The sequence below is a fragment of the Nocardioides marmorisolisilvae genome (assembly GCF_003725775.1).
In the GTDB taxonomy this organism is placed as follows: domain Bacteria; phylum Actinomycetota; class Actinomycetes; order Propionibacteriales; family Nocardioidaceae; genus Marmoricola; species Marmoricola marmorisolisilvae.
Window position 1 is genome coordinate 386,387 of sequence record NZ_RJSG01000002.1, and the last position, 18,782, is coordinate 405,168.

Sequence of the window (18,782 nt, forward strand, 5' to 3'; positions counted from 1 at the left end):
CCGGTTGCATCGGGTCGTTCTGCAAGGAACGGGTCGGAAATGAGTACCTGCACTCATGCGACGGATGCGATCGCTGGGACAGGCTGGACCCATGATCGAGACCAGCACCTTCCGCCGTGTGGCGGCCACCTTGACCATCGGCTCCTTCTCCATCGCGGCCCTGATGGGCATCGCGGCGCTCCTCGGCGCGGGTGACTTCGGCGAGACCCAGGGCAAGATCCTGCTGACGACCCTGATCGTCGGCTGCGCCAGCATCTGCACGCTGTGCGACCTCGCCACCTCCGGCACGCGCTGGGGGCCCGTGGGCCTGATCGGCGCGATCGCCACCGCGGTGCCCACGGCGACGGCCCTGCACCTGGTCTGGCAGGACTGGAACCACGTCCCGGACCAGGAGCTCAAGGTCTTCGGGGTGGGCGTGGTCGCGGCGGTCACGCTCTCGCAGATCTGCCTGCTGCTGGCCCTGGCCGGTGCGCGGGAGTCGCTGCGCCTGGTCCTCTGGGGAACGGTCGTGCTCGCCGTGGTGGTCGCGGTGATCGTCAGCGGGATGATCACCGGCGCGATCGACGGCAACGACATCTGGCGCGAGTTCGGCGTGGCCGCGATCCTCGACGTGCTCGGCACGCTGGTCACCATCGCGCTGGCGAAGTTCGGTCATCACGCCGAGACGCCACGCCCCGGTCGTGTCCAGCTCACCCTCGGTGAGGACCAGGCGGCCAGGGTCTCTGAGCTCGCCCAGCGGACCGGACGGTCGGTCGACGCCGTCGTGGCCGAGGCGGTCGACCACTACCTGGGCTCCCAGGTGCGGTCGTGAGGGTCGGGGCGCTGGTCGCCGCCCTCGTCGTGCTCGCCGGATGTGGCACGTCGCCTGACCCGGCTGGATCCGCTCACACCCACGTGCGCGACTCCGGACCGTACGAGGTGGGCAAGGACATCGAACCGGGGGTCTGGATCACCTCCGACCCGGGCGAGTGCCTCGGCTACGTCGCGAGGACGCGGGACTTCGACATCGAGGGTTCGGGCGATCCCGACGACTACGTGGGCGGTGCCGTGTTGGTCGGGGACGTGCACCGGATCGTGCTGCACCGCGGCGAGTTCTTCTTCGCCGACCGGTGCTCGTGGTCGCGGGCCGAGGCGTCCGACCGGACCCCTGACCCGGCCACGACCGCCGGAGCCTGCGCGATCCTGGTCGGCAAGGGCGACCTGGTGCAGCGGACCCTCGACTTCGGGCACCGCGCCCAGGGTGATCGGGACGATCGGACGACGTGGGAGCTTCAGGAACGGCTGAGCGCCGTGGTGATGTCCCAGACCAAGAAGCTCTGGTCGCCGGCGGGCCAGCTCGTCGACTACCTCGACGACCCGGACGGTTACAACGACGGCGCCGGGACCATCCCGAAGGTCACCCGCGCGGTTGACCTCATCCGATCCGTCTGCGGGCGGAGCTGATCAGACCGCGGTGGCGTGACGCGGAGACGAGTGCGCCAGCAGCTCGGCCACCGCGTCGAACCAGGTCCGGTCGCTGACCGACTCGCGGGCGTTGGCCGCGAGCCGGGCCCGCAGCACCTCGTCTGAGGCGAGGCGCCCGACCGCGGTGACCAGGCCGCCGGTGCCGGAGCGAACCAGCAGGCCGGTCTCGCGGTCGCGGACCACGTCGGCGGTGGCGCCGCTGTCGAAGGCGACCACCGGGACGCCGCTGGCCAAGGCCTTGCGGACCGGGCCCAGGCTGCTGTCCTGCTTGCGCGGCTGGACCAGGACGTCGAGGGAGGCGATCGCGCGGGCCAGCTCGAGGCCGTTGCTGTCGCCGATGATCTTCGCGCCCGCGTCCTTCAAGGTCGCCGTACCGGCACCGCAGCCGAGGACGACGAGGCGGACGCCGTCCAGCGCAGCGATGCGGGAGAGGCGGCGGACGCGCTTGCTGGTCGGTAGGCCGACCGGGCCGACGTACCCGACGACCGTCAGCGGGCCCTCCGGCTTCCCGACCTTGGCCCACCGGTCGTGCAGCTCGGTCGAGCGCAGACCCGGGTGGTGCTCGTCGGTCCGCACCCCGGGGAGCCACACGCCGGCCTTGATGCCGGCCGCGGCGAGGACGCGGGCGGTCGAGCGGCTGGTGGCCAGCACGGTGCCGGCGCGCGGGTGCAGCGGCGTCGGGTCGACGACGATCATGGGGACGCAGCTCGGCTCGAGGGCCCGCATCGCGGCGGCGCCCATGGCGCGCGGGGCGAGGAACCAGGCGGCGTCGGGAGCGAACTGCTCCGTTGCGGCCCGGACCTCGGCCACCGGCAGCAGCGTCTTGGTCCGCAGCACCGTCGCGCCGCGGTAGGTGCCCTGTCCGGGCGTCGTGGTCACCACGAGGACCTCGTGCCCACCGCTGACCAGCGCGTCGGTGACGTGACGCGCAGCATCGGCGACCGGGTCGATCGCCGGGGCGAAGGTGTCGGCTACCAGCAGGATGCGCATGTCTCGAGCGTGACCGGGCCTGCTGGACCGATGTTGAACACCCGGTGAGTGTCACGTGAACGGGGGAGTGAACTACATCTCACGGACGACCATCGCGTAGAGGGTGACCGCGCGCGGCACTTATCCTGCGAACCATGACGCACACGCCTCAGGATGCGCCCCAGGACGCGCCGACGGTCGCGCTCGCGACCGGTCGTGAGCACACCCGCGAGGACTGGGAGAAGCTCGCCGCCGGCGTGCTGCGCAAGTCCGGCCGGATCGCCGAGGGCGACGCCGACGCGCTGGTCTGGGACAAGCTCACCCGCCGCACCCTCGACGGGATCGCGATCACCCCGCTCGGCACGCCCGCGCTGGTCGGCAACCTGACCACTGCCGGTCGCCCCGACCGGGCCGGCGAGTGGGACGTCCGCGGCTACTTCGCCGACCCGGACGCCACCCTGACCGCCAACGACGTGCAGACCGACCTCGACAACGGGGTCACCTCCGTCTGGCTGGAGGTCGGCGCCGGCGGTGTTGCCACCGACGACCTCGCCGCGGCCCTCAAGGGCGTGCTGCTCGACGTCGCGCCGGTCATCCTCGACTCCGACGATCCGGTCGCCGCTGCTTCCGCCTTCGCCGCCGTCGCGTCCGGTACGACGCTCGCCGACGGCACCAACCTCGGCGCGGACCCGCTCGGCGCGCGCCTGCGTGGAGCGGACGTCGACGTGGACTCCGTGGTCGCCCAGGTGGCCGCCACGGCCGGTGAGCTCGGCTGCCGCGCCCTCGTGGTCGACGGCACCGCCGTGCACGACCTCGGTGCCTCCGACGTCCAGGAGCTCGGCTGGTCGCTCGCGGTCGGCGCCGCCTACCTGCGGGCCCTGGTCGCAGCCGGCCACTCGGTCGAGGCCGCAGCCGCGCTGATCGAATTCCGCTACGCCGCCACCGACGAGCAGTTCCCGACGATCGCGAAGCTGCGTGCCGCGCGCCGCGGTTGGGACCGCGTGCTCGAGCTCAGCGGCGTCGAGGGCGACCGGCGTCAGCGCCAGCACGCCGTCACCTCGCGGCCGATGATGACCAAGTACGACCCGTGGGTGAACATGCTGCGCACCTGCGTCGCGGCCTTCTCCGCCGGTGTCGGTGGCGCGGACGCCCTCACGGTGCTGCCGTTCGACGCGCACCTCGGACTGCCCGACGCCTTCAGCCGCCGGATCGCCCGCAACACCTCGGCGCTGCTGATCCACGAGTCGCACCTGGCCAAGGTCTCCGACCCGGCCGGCGGTGCCTACGCGATCGAGAAGCTCACCGACGATCTGGCGGTCGCGGGCTGGGCCGAGCTCGGCACGCTCGAGGCAGCGGGCGGCGCCGCAGCCGCGATCGCCGATGGCTCGCTGCAGGCCCGGATCGACGAGGTCGTGACCGAGCGCGAGCTGCAGATCGCGCTGCGCAAGCGCCCGCTGACCGGGCTCTCCGAGTTCCCGAACCTGGACGAGACGCTGCCCGAGCGACGCCCGTACGCCGCGGGCGCCCGCGCGGTCCGCTCCTGGGGTCACGACTTCGAGGCCCTGCGCGACAACCCGGCCGGGACCGTCTTCCTGGCCACCATGGGCACCGTCGCTGCGCACACCGCCCGGGCGACGTTCGCGAGCAACCTGCTCGCCGCCGGTGGCATCGCCACCGTCAACCCGGGTCGCAACGACGACGTCGCCGCGGTCGTGGCGGCCTACCAGGGTCCGGACGGCCGCCAGCCGGTCGTCTGCCTGACCGGCGCCGACAAGGCGTACGCCGAGTGGGGTGCGGACCTGGTCGCAGCCCTGCGCGAGGCGGGCGCCCGCTGGATCATCCTGGCCGGCAAGCCGGTCGACGGCGTCGAGACCGACGACAGCTGCGCGATGGGCGTGAACACCCTGGACTTCCTCAACCGGACCCGGGAGAAGCTGGCATGAGCGTTCCTAGTTCCTTCGCCGGGCTCCCGCTCGGGGTTTCGACAGGCTCAACCAACACGGGGACGAGCTCGACCACCGAGAGCTGGGAGAGCCCCGAGGGCATCTCGGTCCTCCCCGTCTACGGCCCCGAGCACCTCGATGGCCTCGACGCCCTGGACACCTTCCCGGGCCTGAACCCGTTCCTGCGCGGGCCGTACCCGACGATGTACACGACCCAGCCCTGGACGGTGCGCCAGTACGCCGGCTTCTCGACCGCCGAGGAGTCCAACGCGTTCTACCGCCGCAACCTGGCCGCCGGTCAGAAGGGCCTCTCGGTCGCGTTCGACCTGGCGACCCACCGCGGCTACGACTCCGACCACCCGCGGGTCCGCGGTGACGTCGGCATGGCCGGCGTGGCGATCGACTCGATCTACGACACCCGCGTCCTGTTCGACGGCATCCCGCTGGACGAGATGTCGGTGTCGATGACGATGAACGGTGCGGTGCTCCCGGTGCTCGCCCTCTACATCGTCGCGGCCGAGGAGCAGGGGGTGAAGGCGGAGCAGCTCGCAGGGACCATCCAGAACGACATCCTCAAGGAGTTCATGGTCCGCAACACCTACATCTACCCGCCGGCCCCGAGCATGCGGATCATCTCCGACATCTTCGCCTACACCTCGCAGAAGATGCCGCGCTTCAACTCGATCTCGATCTCCGGCTACCACATGCAGGAGGCCGGGGCGACGAACGACCTCGAGCTCGCCTACACGCTGGCCGACGGCGTTGAGTACATCCGCGCGGGTCTCGACGCGGGCATCGACATCGACGCCTTCGCGCCGCGACTGAGCTTCTTCTGGGCCATCGGCATGAACTTCTACATGGAGATCGCCAAGATGCGTGCGGCCCGCGCGCTCTGGGCCCGCCTGGTCGCCCAGTTCGACCCGACGAACGAGAAGTCGCTGAGCCTGCGCACGCACAGCCAGACCAGCGGTTGGTCGCTGACCGCGCAGGACGTCTTCAACAACGTCCAGCGCACCTGCATCGAGGCGATGGCCGCGAGCCAGGGCCACACCCAGTCGTTGCACACCAACGCCCTGGACGAGGCGATCGCGCTGCCGACCGACTTCTCGGCCCGGATCGCGCGCAACACCCAGCTGCTGCTCCAGCAGGAGTCCGGCACCACCGGCACGATCGACCCGTGGGCCGGCTCGTACTACGTCGAGAAGCTCACCCACGACCTCGCGAACCGCGCCTGGGCGCACATCGTCGAGGCCGAGGCGGCCGGCGGCATGGCCAAGGCCATCGAGCAGGGCATCCCGAAGCTGCGCATCGAGGAGGCCGCCGCGCGCACCCAGGCGCGGATCGACTCCGGTGAGCAGAAGGTCATCGGCGTGAACACCTACCGGCTGGCCGACGAGGACCCGCTCGAGGTTCTCAAGGTCGACAACAACGAGGTCTACAAGCAGCAGATCGCCAAGCTGGAGCGGCTCCGCGCCGAGCGCAACGAGGACGACGTCCAGGCTGCCCTGCACGCGATCACCGAGTCCGCCGTCCGCGGCGCGAGCAAGGGATCGCTGGACGGCAACCTGCTCGCCCTGGCCGTCGACGCGGCCCGCGCCAAGGCGACCGTCGGCGAGATCTCCGAGGCGATGGAGAAGTCCTACGGCCGTCACCAGGCCGTGATCCGTACGATCTCCGGTGTGTACAAGCGCGAGTCCGGCTCGAACGAGGACGTGGAGAAGGTGCTCGCCGCCACCGACAAGTTCGCCGAGGACGAGGGCCGTCGCCCGCGCATCCTGGTCGCGAAGATGGGACAGGACGGCCACGACCGCGGTCAGAAGGTCATCGTCACCGCCTTCGCCGACCTCGGGTTCGACGTCGACGTGGGACCGCTGTTCTCCACGCCCGAGGAGGTCGCCCAGCAGGCGGTCGACGCGGACGTGCACATCGTCGGCGTGAACTCGCTGGCTGCCGGCCACCTCACCCTGGTCCCCGCGCTGAAGCAGGCGCTGGCCGACCTCGGGCGCGAGGACATCATGGTCGTGGTCGGTGGCGTGATCCCGCCGGACGACGTACCGACGCTGAAGGAGATGGGCGCCGCGGCGGTGTTCCCGCCAGGCACCGTCATCGCCCAGTCGGCGCTCGAGCTGCTGGACAAGCTCTCGAAGCAGCTTGGTCACTAGCACCGTGGACGTCCGGGCGCTGGCCGAGGGCATCCGCGCCGGCCGGCGCGGTGACGTCAGCCGCGCCATCACCCTCGTCGAAAGCTCGCGGGCCGACCACCGGGAGAAGGCGCGCGAGCTGCTGACGGCGCTCGCGCCGAGCTCGGACAGCCCGACGGTCCGCGTCGGCATCTCCGGCGTCCCGGGCGTGGGCAAGTCGACGTTCATCGAGGCGCTCGGCACCTACCTCACGGGCCAGGGCCTCAAGGTCGGCGTCCTCGCGGTCGACCCGTCCAGCGTGCGCACCGGCGGATCGGTTCTCGGCGACAAGACCCGGATGGCGCAGCTCTCGACCGACCCGAACGCCTACATCCGGCCCTCACCGAGCGCCGGCACCCTGGGCGGCGTCGCCCGGGCCACCACCCAGGCGATGCTGGTCCTCGAGGCCGCCGGCTTCGACGTGATCCTGGTCGAGACCGTCGGTGTCGGCCAGTCCGAGGTCACCGTCGCCGGCATGGTCGACACCTTCCTGTTCCTGACCCTGGCCCGCACCGGCGACCAGCTCCAGGGCATCAAGAAAGGCATCCTCGAGATCGCCGACGTGATCGCGGTGAACAAGGCCGACGGCGACCGGGAGATCGAGGCGAAGTCGGCGGCCAAGGAGCTCGCCGGCGCCTTGCGGCTCGTCTACGCCGGGGGAGAGAACTGGGTCCCGCCGGTGCTGACCTGCTCGGGCCTCGAGGGCCGCGACGTCGACCACGTCTGGACGCGGATCACCGACCACCGCGAACACCTCGGCGCTGCCGGTCTCGCCGCCAAGCGGGCCGAGCAGCAGCTCGAGTTCACCTGGGCGCTGGTCCGCGACGAGCTCGCCGAGCGGTTGCGACGCTCGCCCGGGGTCAAGGCGATCCGGGAGCAGATCCGCACCGAGGTCCTCAGCGGCGACCTGACCGCACCCGTCGCTGCGGACCGCCTGCTCGCGGCGTACGACGAGGACTGAGTAACCTCAGGCTCGTGGCCGACCTGACTCTCACCGAGCGCGTGCTGGCGCGCGCCGATGAGCTGTCCGGCGAGCTCGTCGAGATCCGGCGCGACCTGCACGCCAACCCCGAGCTCTCCTGGAACGAGCAGCGCACCTCGCGCCGCGTGCTCGACCGGCTCACCGCCGCCGGCCTGTCCCCGGTCCCGATCGGCGACACCGGGGTGCTCGTCGACATCGGGTCGAACGAGGGACCCGTCGTCGCGCTGCGGGCCGACCTGGACGCCCTGCCGGTACCGGACCTGACCGAGGACCCGTGGCGCAGCACCGTCGAGGGCGTCGCGCACGCCTGCGGCCACGACGTGCACACCACCGGCCTGCTCGGCGCGGGCATCGCGCTGGCCTCGGTCGCCGACGAGCTGCCCGGCCGGGTCCGCCTGGTCTTCCAGCCGGCCGAGGAGATCATGCCCGGCGGTGCGCTGGCCGCGATCCAGGCCGGCGCCCTGGACGGGGTCACCAGCATCTTCGGCCTGCACTGCGACCCCGGGGTCGACGTCGGCAGCCTCGGGCTGCGCGAGGGGCCGATCACCGGAGCCGCGGACTCCCTCGACGTGCGCCTGACCGGCAACGGCGGTCACACCTCGCGCCCGCACCTGACCGAGGACCTGACCTTCGCGCTCGGCAAGCTCATCACCGAGCTGCCCGCGGTGCTGTCCCGCCGCCTCGACCCGCGGGCCGGGGTCAGCGTGGTGTGGGGCCTGGTCCGCGCCGGGTCGGCGATGAACGTCATCCCGGCGATCGGCCGTGCCGCCGGCACCGTCCGGATGCTCGACGCGGTGGCCTGGGCGGACGCCGAGACGCTGGTCACCGAGATCATCCAGCAGCTGGTCGAGCCCTACGGGGTGAAGCCCGAGGTCATCTACGTGCGCGGCGTCCCTCCGGTGATCAACGAGCACGCCTCCACGGTGCTGCTCGGGCAGGCGATCGAGACCGTGGTGGGCGCCGACGGGCTGCTGCCGACGACGCAGAGCCTGGGCGGTGAGGACTTCGCCTGGTACCTCGAGCAGGTCCCCGGCGCGATGGCCCGGTTGGGCACCAGGACCCCCGGCGGTCCGACGTACGACCTGCACCAGGGGAACCTGCGCGTGGACGACCGTGCGGTCGCGATCGCGGCCAAGGTGCTCGCCGTGGCGGCCCTCGGAGCCCTCACCCGGGACCTTTGACCCGCAAGATTCGCGGTGAAAGACCCTATTTCTGCACGTGATGGTCACCGATAGATAACAAAGCAGGCAGACCTTCGAATCGTCCTATCGCCACCGCGTCCCCGCACATAGGGTGACGGCGAATCCGCGGCGTGCCGATGCGGTGCGCCCCAACACCCGAGGAGGGCATCTTGCGCCGCTTGAGCAAGATCGCTGTCGTCGCCGTCGTCGCGTCCCTGGCGCTGACCGGCTGTGGCAAGAACAACGACAAGACCGGCAACGACGGCAAGTCGAACGCCAACCAGGACGTCTGCAAGACCGCCAAGGGCGACGGACCGAAGGTGGGCCTCGCGTACGACGTGGGAGGCCGCGGTGACCAGTCCTTCAACGACTCCGCCTACGCCGGCCTGAAGAAGGCCGTCGAGGACCTCAAGGCCACGTGTGTCACCGGTGAAGCCGCTGACGGCGAGGCCGAGTCCGCTCGCGAGACCCGCCTCAAGGACATGGCTGACGCCGGCCTCAACCCGATCATCGGTGTCGGCTTCGCCTACAGCGACGCGGTGAACGCGGTCGCCCCGAACTACCCGAACATCAACTTCGGCGTGATCGACGGCTTCGACCCCGACACCAAGCCGAACGCCAACGTCGCCTACCTCGGCTTCGCCGAGAACGAGGGTTCCTACCTCGTGGGTGCCGCTGCGGCCCTGAAGTCCAAGACCGGCCAGATCGGCTTCGTCGGTGGCGTGCACAACGACCTCATCAAGAAGTTCGAGGCCGGCTACGTCGCGGGCGCCAAGTCCGTGAAGGCCGACATCAAGGTCGACGTGAAGTACATCGAGGAGACCGACCTGTCCGGCTTCGGTGACCCGGCGGGTGGCAAGGCTGCCGCTGCGGCCGAGTACCAGGCCGGTGCCGACGTGGTCTACCACGCCGCCGGTGCCTCGGGCTCGGGTGTCTTCGAGGCCGCCGCCGACGCCGGTGACGGCAAGTGGGCGATCGGTGTGGACAGCGACCAGTACCTCACCGCCCCGGCGAACGAGCAGCCGCACATCCTCACCTCGATGCTGAAGCGGGTCGACGTGGCCACCTTCAACATGATCAAGTCGGTCTCCGACGGTCAGCCGCTGACCAGCTACCAGACCTACGACCTGGCGCACGACGGCGTCGGCTACTCGACCTCGGGTGGTTTCGTCGACGACATCAAGTCGCAGCTGGACGACCTCGCCGCGAAGATCAAGTCGGGCGAGATCAAGGTTCCGGTCAAGCCGTAGTCCCGACCGGGAAGTTTCACCCGTGAGGTGACGCCGGGCCCGGATCCAGACGCTACGTTTGGATCCGGGCTCGGATCATTTCTGGGCTCTTTCCGCGACCAGGAGGTTCTGTGAGCGCTGCTGCCACCGAGACGCCGACGGGCGGGATCGTCGTACGCGACATCCTCAAGCAGTTCCCCGGGGTGGTCGCCAACCACGACGTCAACCTGACCATCCGTCCGGCCACCGTGCACGCGCTGATCGGCGAGAACGGCGCCGGCAAGTCGACGCTGATGAAGATCCTGTACGGCGTCCAGAAGCCGGACGGCGGCACCATCGAGGTCGACGGCCGGCCGGTGCACTTCTCCTCGCCGACCGACGCGATCAAGGTCGGCATCGGGATGGTGTTCCAGCACTTCATGCTGGCCGACAACCTGACCGTGCTGGAGAACGTCGTGCTCGGCGCCGAGAAGCTGTTCGGCATCGGGGAGAAGGCGCGCGCGGAGATCCAGCGCATCTCCAACGCCTACGGGTTCGGCCTGGACCCCGACGTCCTGGTCGAGGGACTCGGTGTCGGCCAGCGCCAGCGCGTGGAGATCCTCAAGGTCCTCTACCGGGGCGCGAAGATCATCATCCTCGACGAGCCCACCGCTGTGCTGGTTCCCCAGGAGGTGGACGCGCTCTTCGTGAACCTGCGCGAGCTGCGCAACTCCGGGCACTCGGTGCTGTTCATCTCCCACAAGCTGGACGAGGTGTTGGCGATCGCCGACGACATCACCGTGATGCGCCGCGGCGAGACGGTGGGGGAGGCCGACCCGAAGACCGCCACCAAGAAGCAGCTCGCCGAGCTCATGGTCGGCTCCGAGCTGCCGTCGCCGGAGACCGAGGAGTCGACGGTCACCGACCACGTGCTGCTGGACCTGAACGACGTGGGCCTGGTCGACGAGAACGACCGCGCCCTGCTGTCGAAGATCTCCTTCCAGATCCACCGCGGCGAGGTCCTCGGCATCGCCGGCGTGGAGGGCAACGGCCAGGAGGAGCTGGTCGAGACGATCATGGGGATGCGCAAGGGCACCGGGACGATCCAGCTCGACGGCAAGGACATCGCCTCCTGGGACACCCGGGACCGGCGCGAGGCGGGCATCGGCTTCATCCCCGCGGACCGGCACCGCCACGGCCTGCTGCTCGATGCGCCGCTGTGGGAGAACCGGGTGCTCGGCCACCAGACCCGGAAGCCGTCGAGCAACGGCTTCCTGATCGCGGCCGGGGACGCGAAGTCGGACACCGAGCGGATCGTCTCCGAGTACGACGTCCGCACACCTTCGATCACCACCCACGCCCGGGCGCTGTCCGGCGGCAACCAGCAGAAGCTGATCGTCGGCCGCGAGATGAGCGGCGACCCGGTGCTGCTGATCGCCTCGCACCCGACCCGCGGCGTCGACGTCGGCGCCCAGGCGGCCATCTGGGACCACATCAAGCGCGCCCGCAGGGAGGGCCTGGCAGTGCTGCTGATCTCCGCCGACCTCGACGAGCTGATCGGCCTGTCCGACACCATCGAGGTGATCCTGCGCGGTGAGCTGGTGGGTCGGTTCGACCCGCGGACGGTCACGCCGCAGGATCTCGGCGAGGCGATGACGGGAGGCAAGTCGTGAACGGGCCGAGCGTGAACGGCACCAAGGTGCTGCGCACCCTCGCCCAGGCCCTGCTCGCGCCGCTGATCGCTGTGGTCGTCTCGGTGATCGTCACCAGCATCGTGGTGGTGATCGCGGGCGCGTCGGTGAGCGACTTCTGGAACGTCATCCTGACGGTGCCCAGCCACCGCAACCTGGTCAACATCACCAACCAGAGCTCGATGCTGTTCCTGGCGGCGCTGGCCGCGGCCATCGGGTTCCGGATGAACCTGTTCAACATCGGCGTCGAGGGCCAGTACGCCGTCGGCGCGTTCGTCGGCGCCGTGGTCGCCGGGACCGGCTTCTTCCCGGGCAAGCTCAACGTGGTCGCCGCGGTGCTGGCCGCGATGGTCGCCGGTGCGCTCTGGGCCGGGATCGCCGGTCTGCTCAAGGTGACGCGTGGCGTGAGTGAGGTCATCTCGACGATCATGCTCAACGCGATCGCGGGCACGCTGATCGGCTACCTGCTCAACAACCACGGCCAGCAGTACGGCCAGGGGCGGCGCACCACGCCGATCCCCGAGTCGAGCCAGCTCGCCGGCTGGACCCCGTGGGACGCGGTGGACGGCTCCATCTGGACGCTGACCATCCTCGCGGTTCTCGCCGGCCTGACGATGTCCTTCGTGATCAGCCGGACCCGGTTCGGCTTCGACCTGCGTGCCACCGGGCAGAACGAGAACGCCGCCATCGCCTCCGGCGTGAAGGTCAAGCGGATGGTGCTGATCTCGATGCTCATCTCCGGTGCGATCGCCGGACTGGTCTGGATGCCGGCGCTGTTCGGGCAGGCCGACTACTACGGCCCGCCGTTCCAGCACCAGCTCGGCTTCACCGGCATCGCGGTGGCGCTGCTGGGACGCAACCGGCCGCTCGGCATCGCCTTCGGCGCGGTGCTGTTCGCCTGGCTCTCCGAGCAGGCCAACCCCCTGGCCCTGGTCGCCGACATCTCGCCGTCGATCGTGCAGATCACCCAGGGTGTGGTGGTGCTCGCGGTCGTGGTCGCCTACGAGGTCGTGAGGAGATGGATGGCCGCCCACGAGCAACGTGAGCTCAAGGTCGCCCTCGGAGCGGAGGCCCGCGCATGAGCACGCCGACCGCAGTCAAGGCCGTGGGGAACGCCGTCCGCGCGGGTGCGGGGATCTCCCGCTGGAAGCTCTACCTGGTGATGGGCCTGTTCACCCTGGCGCTCGTCGCCGCGGTCCGGGTCACGACCGGTGCCAACGAGCTGGACTCGCCGGGCAGCCTGGCGGCCGCCATCACGGCGACCTGCCCGATCCTGCTCGCCGCGCTCGGCGGCCTGTGGAGCGAGCGCGCCGGTGTGGTCAACATCGGTCTCGAGGGTCAGATGCTGCTCGGCACCTGGGGTGGCGCGTACTGCACCTACTGGTACGGCCCGACGATCGGCCTGCTCGGCGCGATCGGCTTCGGTGTCCTCGGCGGCCTGATCCACGCCATCGCGACGGTCACGTTCGGGGTCGACCACATCGTCTCCGGCGTCGCCCTGAACACGATCGCGCTCGGCCTCACCACGTTCCTGGCCGAGGCGTTCTTCTCCGACCTGAACTCCGAGTACGGCCACGGCGGCGCCCAGCAGCTCACGGGCATCCAGAAACCACCGGTGCTCGACCACATCCCGTGGCTGTCCAACGCGGCCTCGGACCTGGCCGACAAGCACTGGTTCGTGGTCTCCGACGTGGCGGCGTTCGTGGCCGCGGCGACCACCCAGGTCTCGATCGTCACCTACCTGGCCTTCGCGCTGGTCGCGGTGACCGGCATCGTGCTGTGGCGCACCACCTTCGGCCTACGCCTGCGCTCCTGCGGTGAGAACCCGCAGGCGGCCGAGAGCCTCGGCGTGAACGTGATCCTGCACAAGTACGCCGCGGTGCTCGTCTCCGGAGGCCTGGCCGGTCTCGGCGGCGGCTACCTGGCCATGGTCTCCTCACCCGGTTTCCACACCAACCAGACCAACGGCCGCGGCTTCATCGGCCTGGCCGCGATGATCGTCGGCAACTGGCGTCCGGGCGGCGGCCTGATCGGGTCGTTGATGTTCGGCTACACCGACAGCCTCCGGCTCCGCGACCCGTCGACGATCCACGCGCTGCTGCTGCTGATCGGCATCGGGCTGCTGCTGTTCGCGCTCTGGCGGCTCTACCAGCGCAAGTACGTGGGCGCGGTGATGATCGCCGTCTTCGGGGCGCTGTTCCTGGTCTGGTACGCCGTCACCGACACGGTCCCGCGGGACTTCACCTCGATGACCCCGTACGTCGCGACCCTGCTCGCCGTGTCGCTGTTCGCCCAACGACTACGCATGCCCAAGGCGGACGGCCAGATCTACCGGAAGGGGTCGGCCGGGTGAACTTCGACTGGGACCAGCTCGTCGACGCTGCCACCAAGGCCATGCGCAACGCCTACGCGCCGTACTCGAAGTTCCCGGTGGGCGCTGCCGGTCGGACCACCGACGGCCGTTTCGTCACCGGCTGCAACGTCGAGAACGCGGCGTACGGGGTGGCCCTGTGCGCCGAGTGCGGCATGATCTCGCAGCTGGTGCTCTCCGGTGGCGGTCGGCTGACCCACTTCGTCGCGGTCAACGGCGAGGGCGAGGTGCTGATGCCCTGCGGTCGCTGCCGCCAGCTGCTGTGGGAGCACGGCGGGCCGGAGCTCGAGGTGCTGACCAAGGCGGGCGTGAAGCGGATGGATGAGGTGCTGCCCGATGCCTTCGGTGCCGACGACCTCGCTTGACCTGACCGCTGCCGAGGTCATCGCCGACCCGTACCCGTTCTTCGACGCCGAGCGTGCCGAGCACCCGGTGGCCTGGCACGAGGGACTGGGCATGTACCTGGCTTTCGACCACGCCAGCGTGAGCGCTGTCCAGCGCGACCGGCGGCTCGGGCGCCTGTGGGTCGACAAGCAGCCGGCCCCCGGAAAGCCAGCGCAGTATCTGGAGCCCTTCAACCTGCTGCACCGCAACCAGATGATGGAGAACGAGCCGCCGGAGCACACCCGCCTGCGGCGGCCCGTCGCGCAGGCGTTCGGACGCGGTCACATCGAACGGCTCCGGCCGCAGGTGCGCGAGCTCGCCGCGTCGTTGCTCACCGAGGTCGACCCGGCCGGGTTCGACGTGATCGGCGCCTTCGCCGAGCCGCTCCCGGTGCTCGTCATCGCCGAGCTGCTCGGCGTCCCGGCCTCACACGTGCAGGACCTGCGGGACTGGTCCCAGGCGATCGTGAAGATGTACGAGCCGTCGCCGTCCCAGGCCGTGGTCGACGCCGCCGTCGAGGCCGCGGGGGACTTCGCCGGGCTGGTCCGGGACCTCGCGACGGCACGCCGGGCGACCCCGGCCGACGACCTGATCACCGACCTGGTCGCGACCGAGCTGACCGACGACGAGGTTGTCGCAGCGGTGGTGCTGCTGCTGAACGCCGGGCACGAGGCGTCGGTGAACGTCTTCGGGAACGGGCTGGTGGCGATGCTGCGCCGCGGCCTGCGGCCGGGTGAGGACGTCGCGCTGACGGTCGAGGAGATGCTGCGCTTCGACTCGGCGCTGCAGCTCTTCGAGCGGACCGCGACCGAGGACGTGCAGGTCGCAGACCTCACTGTGGAGGCGGGACAGAAGATCGCCGTCCTGCTCGGTTCCGCGAACCGGGATCCGGAGGTCTTCGCGCAGCCGGGGGAGTTCCGGGTCGATCGCACCCCGAACAACCACGTCGCTTTCGGCGTCGGTGTGCACTTCTGCCTCGGAGCCCCGCTGGCCCGGATGGAGCTCTTCGAGTCCGTCACGCACCTGTTCGACACGTTCGCCTCGCTGACCCTGGTCGGCGAGCCCGAGTCCCGGGGCACCTTCGTGCTCCGCGGCTACCACTCAGTGGAGGTATCCGCCCGATGACCGAGCCGCACGACGCCGTCGAGGTGATCATCGCCAAGCGCGGCGGTGACCCGCTGACCGACTCCCAGATCGACTGGGTCGTCGACGCCTACACCCGCGGGGTGGTCCGCGACGAGCAGATGTCGGCGCTGGCGATGGCGATCCTGCTCAACGGGATGTCGCGCCACGAGATCTCCCGGTGGACCGACGCGATGATCAGCTCCGGCGAGCGGATGGACCTGTCGGCGATCAGCCGGCCGACCGCGGACAAGCACTCCACCGGCGGCGTGGGCGACAAGATCACCCTGCCGCTGGCGCCCCTGGTCGCGGCCTGCGGCGTGGCGGTCCCGCAGCTCTCCGGGCGCGGTCTCGGGCACACCGGCGGCACGCTGGACAAGCTCGAGGCGATCCCCGGGTGGCGCGCCGCGATCAGCAACGAGGAGTTCCACGCCCAGCTCGAGAGCGTCGGGGCGGTCATCTGCGCCGCGGGTGCCGGGCTCGCGCCGGCGGACAAGAAGCTCTACGCGCTGCGTGACGTCACCGGCACCGTCGAGGCGATCCCGCTGATCGCCAGCTCGATCATGAGCAAGAAGATCGCCGAGGGTTCCGGGGCGCTGGTGCTTGACGTGAAGGTCGGGACCGGAGCCTTCATGAAGGACCTGGCGAAGGCCCGTGAGCTGGCCGAGACGATGGTCGCCCTCGGCACCGACGCCGGCACGAACACCGTTGCGCTGCTCACCGACATGTCGACGCCGCTCGGACTCACCGCGGGCAATGCGCTCGAGGTCACCGAGTCCGTCGAGGTGCTGGCCGGCGGCGGACCGGCGGACGTGGTCGAGCTGACCCTGGCCCTGGCGCGGGAGATGCTCGCCGGCGCCGGGAAGAGCGATGTGGACCCGGCCGAGGTGCTGGCCTCCGGCGCGGCGATGGACGCCTGGAAGGCGATGATCGCGGCCCAGGGCGGCGACCCGGACGCGACCCTGCCGGTCGCCCGGGAGAACCACGTGGTGACCGCGCCCGCGGACGGCGTGCTGACCCGCCTGGACGCCATGGCCGTGGGACTCGCCGCCTGGCGCCTCGGTGCTGGTCGGGCGGCGCTCGGGGACCCGGTCCAGGCCGGCGCCGGCGTGGTCTGGCACGCCCGTCCGGGAGACACCGTCACCGCGGGCCAGCCGCTGATGACCCTGCACACCGACGAGCCGGAGCGCTTCGAGCGCGCCCTGGCGGCCCTGGACGGCGGCTACGACGTGTCGCCCGCCGGTACGCCGTACGAGGCGACGCCGTTGATCATCGACCGGATCTCCGCGGGCTGAAGGCTCCCCGCGTCGGAGGTCTCAGGGGAGCAGCAGGACGACCGTCTCGGCGACGCACGCCGGCTTGTCCTGCCCGTCGATCTCGACGACGTAGCCCAGGGTCAGCTGCTTGCCGGCCGGGATGTCGATGACCTCCTTGACCGAGACCTTGGCGCGGACGCTGGAGCCGACCAGCACCGGGTTCGGGAACCGGACCTTGTTCACGCCGTAGTTGAGCTTGGCGCCGGGAGTGGCGAGGTCGAAGACCTGGGAGCCGAGCCACGGCACCAGGGACAGCGTCAGGTAGCCGTGCGCGATGGTGCCGCCGAACGGACCCGCCTTCGCCGCCTCGACGTCGACGTGGATCCACTGGTGGTCGCCGGTGGCCTCCGCGAACTGGTTCACGCGCTCCTGGGTGATCTGGACCCAGTCGGTGGTGCCGATCTCCTCGCCGGCCGCGGCCTCGAGCTCTTCGAAGGTGGTGAAAGTTCGCATGATGTCCCAGGGCCTCTCGTGCTTGGATGACGGCATGGGAGAACTTACTAGGGAGGTCATCCGCTCGGCACCGAAGGTGCTGCTGCACGATCACCTGGACGGGGGACTGCGTCCGGCGACGATCGTCGAGCTCGCTGCCGAGGCCGGCCACGCGTTACCGGCCGGTGATGCCGAGGCGCTCGGCCAGTGGTTCACGGACGCGGCCGACTCCGGATCGCTCGAGCGCTACCTGGAGACCTTCCAGCACACGGTCGCGGTGATGCAGACGGCCGAGAACCTGCAGCGGGTGGCGCGCGAGGCGGTCGAGGACCTGGCGGCGGACGGCGTCGTCTACGCCGAGATCCGCTACGCCCCCGAGCAGCACCTGGAGGGCGGGCTGACCCTGGAGGAGGTCGTCAACGCGGTCCAGGCGGGCTTCGACGAGGGCGAGGCGCTGGTCGCCGACTCCGGCAGAACGATCGTCGTGCGACAGCTGCTCACGGCGATGCGGCACCAGGCCAACTCCCGCCAGATCGCCGAGCTCGCAGTCGCGCACCGGGACACCGGCGCCGTCGGGTTCGACATCGCCGGTGCCGAGGCCGGCTACCCGCCCACCCGGCACCTGGACGCGTTCGAGTACCTGCAGCGGGAGAACGCCCACTTCACGATCCACGCAGGCGAGGCCTTCGGGCTGCCCTCGATCTGGGAAGCGCTGCAGTGGTGCGGCGCGGACCGGCTCGGCCACGGCGTCCGGATCGTCGACGACATCACCATCGACCTCGACGGTTCGGCGCGGCTGGGTCGGCTGGCGGCGTATGTGCGGGACAAGCGGATCCCGCTTGAGCTCTGCCCGCACTCCAACATCCAGACGGGTGCCGCCGCCTCGATCGCGGAGCACCCGATCGGGCTGCTCACCAAGCTTCGCTTCCGCGTCACGGTGAACACCGACAACCGCCTGATGAGCGGTACGTCGATGACGCACGAGCTCGCCGCCCTGGTCGACGCCTTCGGCTGGGGGCTGGACGACCTGCAGTGGGTCACCGTCAACGCGATGAAGTCAGCGTTCCTCGGGTTCGAGCACCGGCTGCAGATCATCAACGAGGTCATCAAGCCCGGGTACGCCGCTCTACGCGGGTGAACGCGGCCAGGCCGCAGGCGAACGCGACGAAGGGGAGCAGGAAGCCCACGCCGTAGGGCAGCACCGGGATGAAGGCCCCGTCCGGCTCTCGGGCGACCTCATAGCCGAGCTCGATGATCGACGGCCCGAACACCAGGGCGCCGAGCGCGACCGGGAGGTAGGCGACGAGCTTCACCACGTCGCGCGTGAGCCACCGGTATCCGACGACGCACGCGAGGCCGGCCACCGGGCACAGCGCGGCGAGGATGGCCGACCCGATCGGGGCGTTGGAGGTCCCCAGGATCACCACCGCCCAGACGGCGAGGCAGGCCCCCGTGGGAACCACGACGAGCCACAGGAAGCGGTTGGCGAGCCGGGTGCCCGGAACGATCTCGTACTGGTTTCTGTCCATGCCTCGACGA

17 protein-coding genes are annotated in these 18,782 nt (G+C 70.4%); 14 read left to right on the top strand and 3 right to left on the bottom strand.

Going from position 1 to position 18,782, the window contains the following annotated elements:
- The first annotated feature begins 91 nt into the window (after nucleotides 1–91).
- Both EFL95_RS05575 and EFL95_RS05580 read left to right on the top strand, forming a co-directional pair.
- A complete protein-coding gene (locus EFL95_RS05575) occupies nucleotides 92–811 on the top strand; it encodes a ribbon-helix-helix domain-containing protein (RefSeq protein ID WP_123233061.1) in 720 nt (239 codons plus the stop codon).
- Nucleotides 808–1,443, top strand: a complete 636-nt coding sequence (locus EFL95_RS05580; protein WP_123233062.1) for a hypothetical protein — start codon at nucleotides 808–810, stop codon at nucleotides 1,441–1,443. The genes EFL95_RS05575 and EFL95_RS05580 overlap by 4 nt, the downstream gene beginning before the upstream one ends.
- Here EFL95_RS05580 and EFL95_RS05585 read toward each other — a convergent pair whose 3' ends face one another.
- A complete protein-coding gene (locus EFL95_RS05585; RefSeq protein ID WP_123233063.1) occupies nucleotides 1,444–2,454 on the bottom strand; it encodes a glycosyltransferase in 1,011 nt (336 codons plus the stop codon).
- Nucleotides 2,455–2,588: 134 nt separating this feature from the next.
- On the opposite strand from EFL95_RS05585, the gene EFL95_RS05590 reads away from it, so the two are divergent.
- The 11 genes from EFL95_RS05590 to EFL95_RS05640 all read left to right on the top strand — a co-directional run bounded on the left by EFL95_RS05590 (nucleotide 2,589) and on the right by EFL95_RS05640 (nucleotide 16,790).
- Nucleotides 2,589–4,376 (top strand): methylmalonyl-CoA mutase family protein, encoded by a 1,788-nt coding sequence (locus EFL95_RS05590; RefSeq protein ID WP_123233064.1) that lies wholly within the window; start codon nucleotides 2,589–2,591, stop codon nucleotides 4,374–4,376.
- Nucleotides 4,373–6,538: a methylmalonyl-CoA mutase gene (scpA, locus tag EFL95_RS05595; protein WP_123233065.1), complete on the top strand. Its 2,166-nt coding sequence runs from the start codon at nucleotides 4,373–4,375 to the stop codon at nucleotides 6,536–6,538. Before EFL95_RS05590 ends, scpA begins: the two co-directional genes overlap by 4 nt.
- Complete coding sequence (meaB, locus tag EFL95_RS05600) at nucleotides 6,528–7,517, top strand: methylmalonyl Co-A mutase-associated GTPase MeaB (RefSeq protein WP_123233066.1); 990 nt, start codon at nucleotides 6,528–6,530, stop codon at nucleotides 7,515–7,517. Before scpA ends, meaB begins: the two co-directional genes overlap by 11 nt.
- Before the next feature lie 14 nt (nucleotides 7,518–7,531).
- Nucleotides 7,532–8,719, top strand: coding sequence for an amidohydrolase (locus EFL95_RS05605; protein WP_221176333.1), 1,188 nt, complete (start codon nucleotides 7,532–7,534; stop codon nucleotides 8,717–8,719).
- Nucleotides 8,720–8,898: 179 nt separating this feature from the next.
- Nucleotides 8,899–9,969: a BMP family lipoprotein gene (locus EFL95_RS05610; RefSeq protein ID WP_246004817.1), complete on the top strand. Its 1,071-nt coding sequence runs from the start codon at nucleotides 8,899–8,901 to the stop codon at nucleotides 9,967–9,969.
- Between the two features lie 110 nt (nucleotides 9,970–10,079).
- Nucleotides 10,080–11,600 (top strand): ABC transporter ATP-binding protein, encoded by a 1,521-nt coding sequence (locus tag EFL95_RS05615; RefSeq protein ID WP_183407054.1) that lies wholly within the window; start codon nucleotides 10,080–10,082, stop codon nucleotides 11,598–11,600.
- Between the two features lie 11 nt (nucleotides 11,601–11,611).
- The gene (locus tag EFL95_RS05620) at nucleotides 11,612–12,700 is read left to right on the top strand and encodes an ABC transporter permease (RefSeq protein ID WP_123234814.1); all 1,089 of its coding nucleotides are present in this window, start codon (nucleotides 11,612–11,614) and stop codon (nucleotides 12,698–12,700) included.
- Nucleotides 12,697–13,971 (top strand): ABC transporter permease, encoded by a 1,275-nt coding sequence (locus EFL95_RS19825; protein WP_123233069.1) that lies wholly within the window; start codon nucleotides 12,697–12,699, stop codon nucleotides 13,969–13,971. Before EFL95_RS05620 ends, EFL95_RS19825 begins: the two co-directional genes overlap by 4 nt.
- Nucleotides 13,968–14,354 carry a cytidine deaminase gene (locus EFL95_RS05630; RefSeq protein ID WP_246004818.1) on the top strand — a complete coding sequence of 129 codons (387 nt, stop codon included), beginning with the start codon at nucleotides 13,968–13,970 and terminating at the stop codon, nucleotides 14,352–14,354. The genes EFL95_RS19825 and EFL95_RS05630 overlap by 4 nt, the downstream gene beginning before the upstream one ends.
- Nucleotides 14,326–15,498: a cytochrome P450 gene (locus EFL95_RS05635; protein ID WP_123233071.1), complete on the top strand. Its 1,173-nt coding sequence runs from the start codon at nucleotides 14,326–14,328 to the stop codon at nucleotides 15,496–15,498. The genes EFL95_RS05630 and EFL95_RS05635 overlap by 29 nt, the downstream gene beginning before the upstream one ends.
- The gene (locus EFL95_RS05640) at nucleotides 15,495–16,790 is read left to right on the top strand and encodes a thymidine phosphorylase (protein ID WP_123233072.1); all 1,296 of its coding nucleotides are present in this window, start codon (nucleotides 15,495–15,497) and stop codon (nucleotides 16,788–16,790) included. The genes EFL95_RS05635 and EFL95_RS05640 overlap by 4 nt, the downstream gene beginning before the upstream one ends.
- 21 nt (nucleotides 16,791–16,811) lie before the next feature.
- Here EFL95_RS05640 and EFL95_RS05645 read toward each other — a convergent pair whose 3' ends face one another.
- Nucleotides 16,812–17,264: a MaoC family dehydratase gene (locus EFL95_RS05645; RefSeq protein ID WP_123233073.1), complete on the bottom strand. Its 453-nt coding sequence runs from the start codon at nucleotides 17,262–17,264 to the stop codon at nucleotides 16,812–16,814.
- 34 nt (nucleotides 17,265–17,298) lie between these two features.
- Here EFL95_RS05645 and EFL95_RS05650 point away from each other — a divergent pair, with 34 nt between their 5' ends.
- Nucleotides 17,299–18,381, top strand: coding sequence for an adenosine deaminase (locus EFL95_RS05650; protein ID WP_123233074.1), 1,083 nt, complete (start codon nucleotides 17,299–17,301; stop codon nucleotides 18,379–18,381).
- On the opposite strand, the gene EFL95_RS05655 is transcribed toward EFL95_RS05650, so the two are convergent.
- Nucleotides 18,350–18,772, bottom strand: coding sequence for a hypothetical protein (locus EFL95_RS05655; RefSeq protein WP_123233075.1), 423 nt, complete (start codon nucleotides 18,770–18,772; stop codon nucleotides 18,350–18,352). The genes EFL95_RS05650 and EFL95_RS05655 overlap by 32 nt on opposite strands.
- Nucleotides 18,773–18,782 lie beyond the last annotated feature (10 nt).

Excerpts from the sequence above, each read along its gene's own strand:
- EFL95_RS05575 (WP_123233061.1), top strand. The coding sequence starts at position 92 with ATGATCGAGACCAGCACCTTCCGCCGTGTGGCGGCCACCTTGACCATC.
- EFL95_RS05585 (WP_123233063.1), bottom strand. The coding sequence starts at position 2,454 with ATGCGCATCCTGCTGGTAGCCGACACCTTCGCCCCGGCGATCGACCCG.
- EFL95_RS05590 (WP_123233064.1), top strand. The coding sequence starts at position 2,589 with ATGACGCACACGCCTCAGGATGCGCCCCAGGACGCGCCGACGGTCGCG.
- scpA (WP_123233065.1), top strand. The coding sequence starts at position 4,373 with ATGAGCGTTCCTAGTTCCTTCGCCGGGCTCCCGCTCGGGGTTTCGACA.
- EFL95_RS19825 (WP_123233069.1), top strand. The coding sequence starts at position 12,697 with ATGAGCACGCCGACCGCAGTCAAGGCCGTGGGGAACGCCGTCCGCGCG.
- EFL95_RS05635 (WP_123233071.1), top strand. The coding sequence starts at position 14,326 with ATGCCTTCGGTGCCGACGACCTCGCTTGACCTGACCGCTGCCGAGGTC.
- EFL95_RS05640 (WP_123233072.1), top strand. The coding sequence starts at position 15,495 with ATGACCGAGCCGCACGACGCCGTCGAGGTGATCATCGCCAAGCGCGGC.
- EFL95_RS05645 (WP_123233073.1), bottom strand. The coding sequence starts at position 17,264 with ATGCGAACTTTCACCACCTTCGAAGAGCTCGAGGCCGCGGCCGGCGAG.
- EFL95_RS05650 (WP_123233074.1), top strand. The coding sequence starts at position 17,299 with ATGGGAGAACTTACTAGGGAGGTCATCCGCTCGGCACCGAAGGTGCTG.
- EFL95_RS05655 (WP_123233075.1), bottom strand. The coding sequence starts at position 18,772 with ATGGACAGAAACCAGTACGAGATCGTTCCGGGCACCCGGCTCGCCAAC.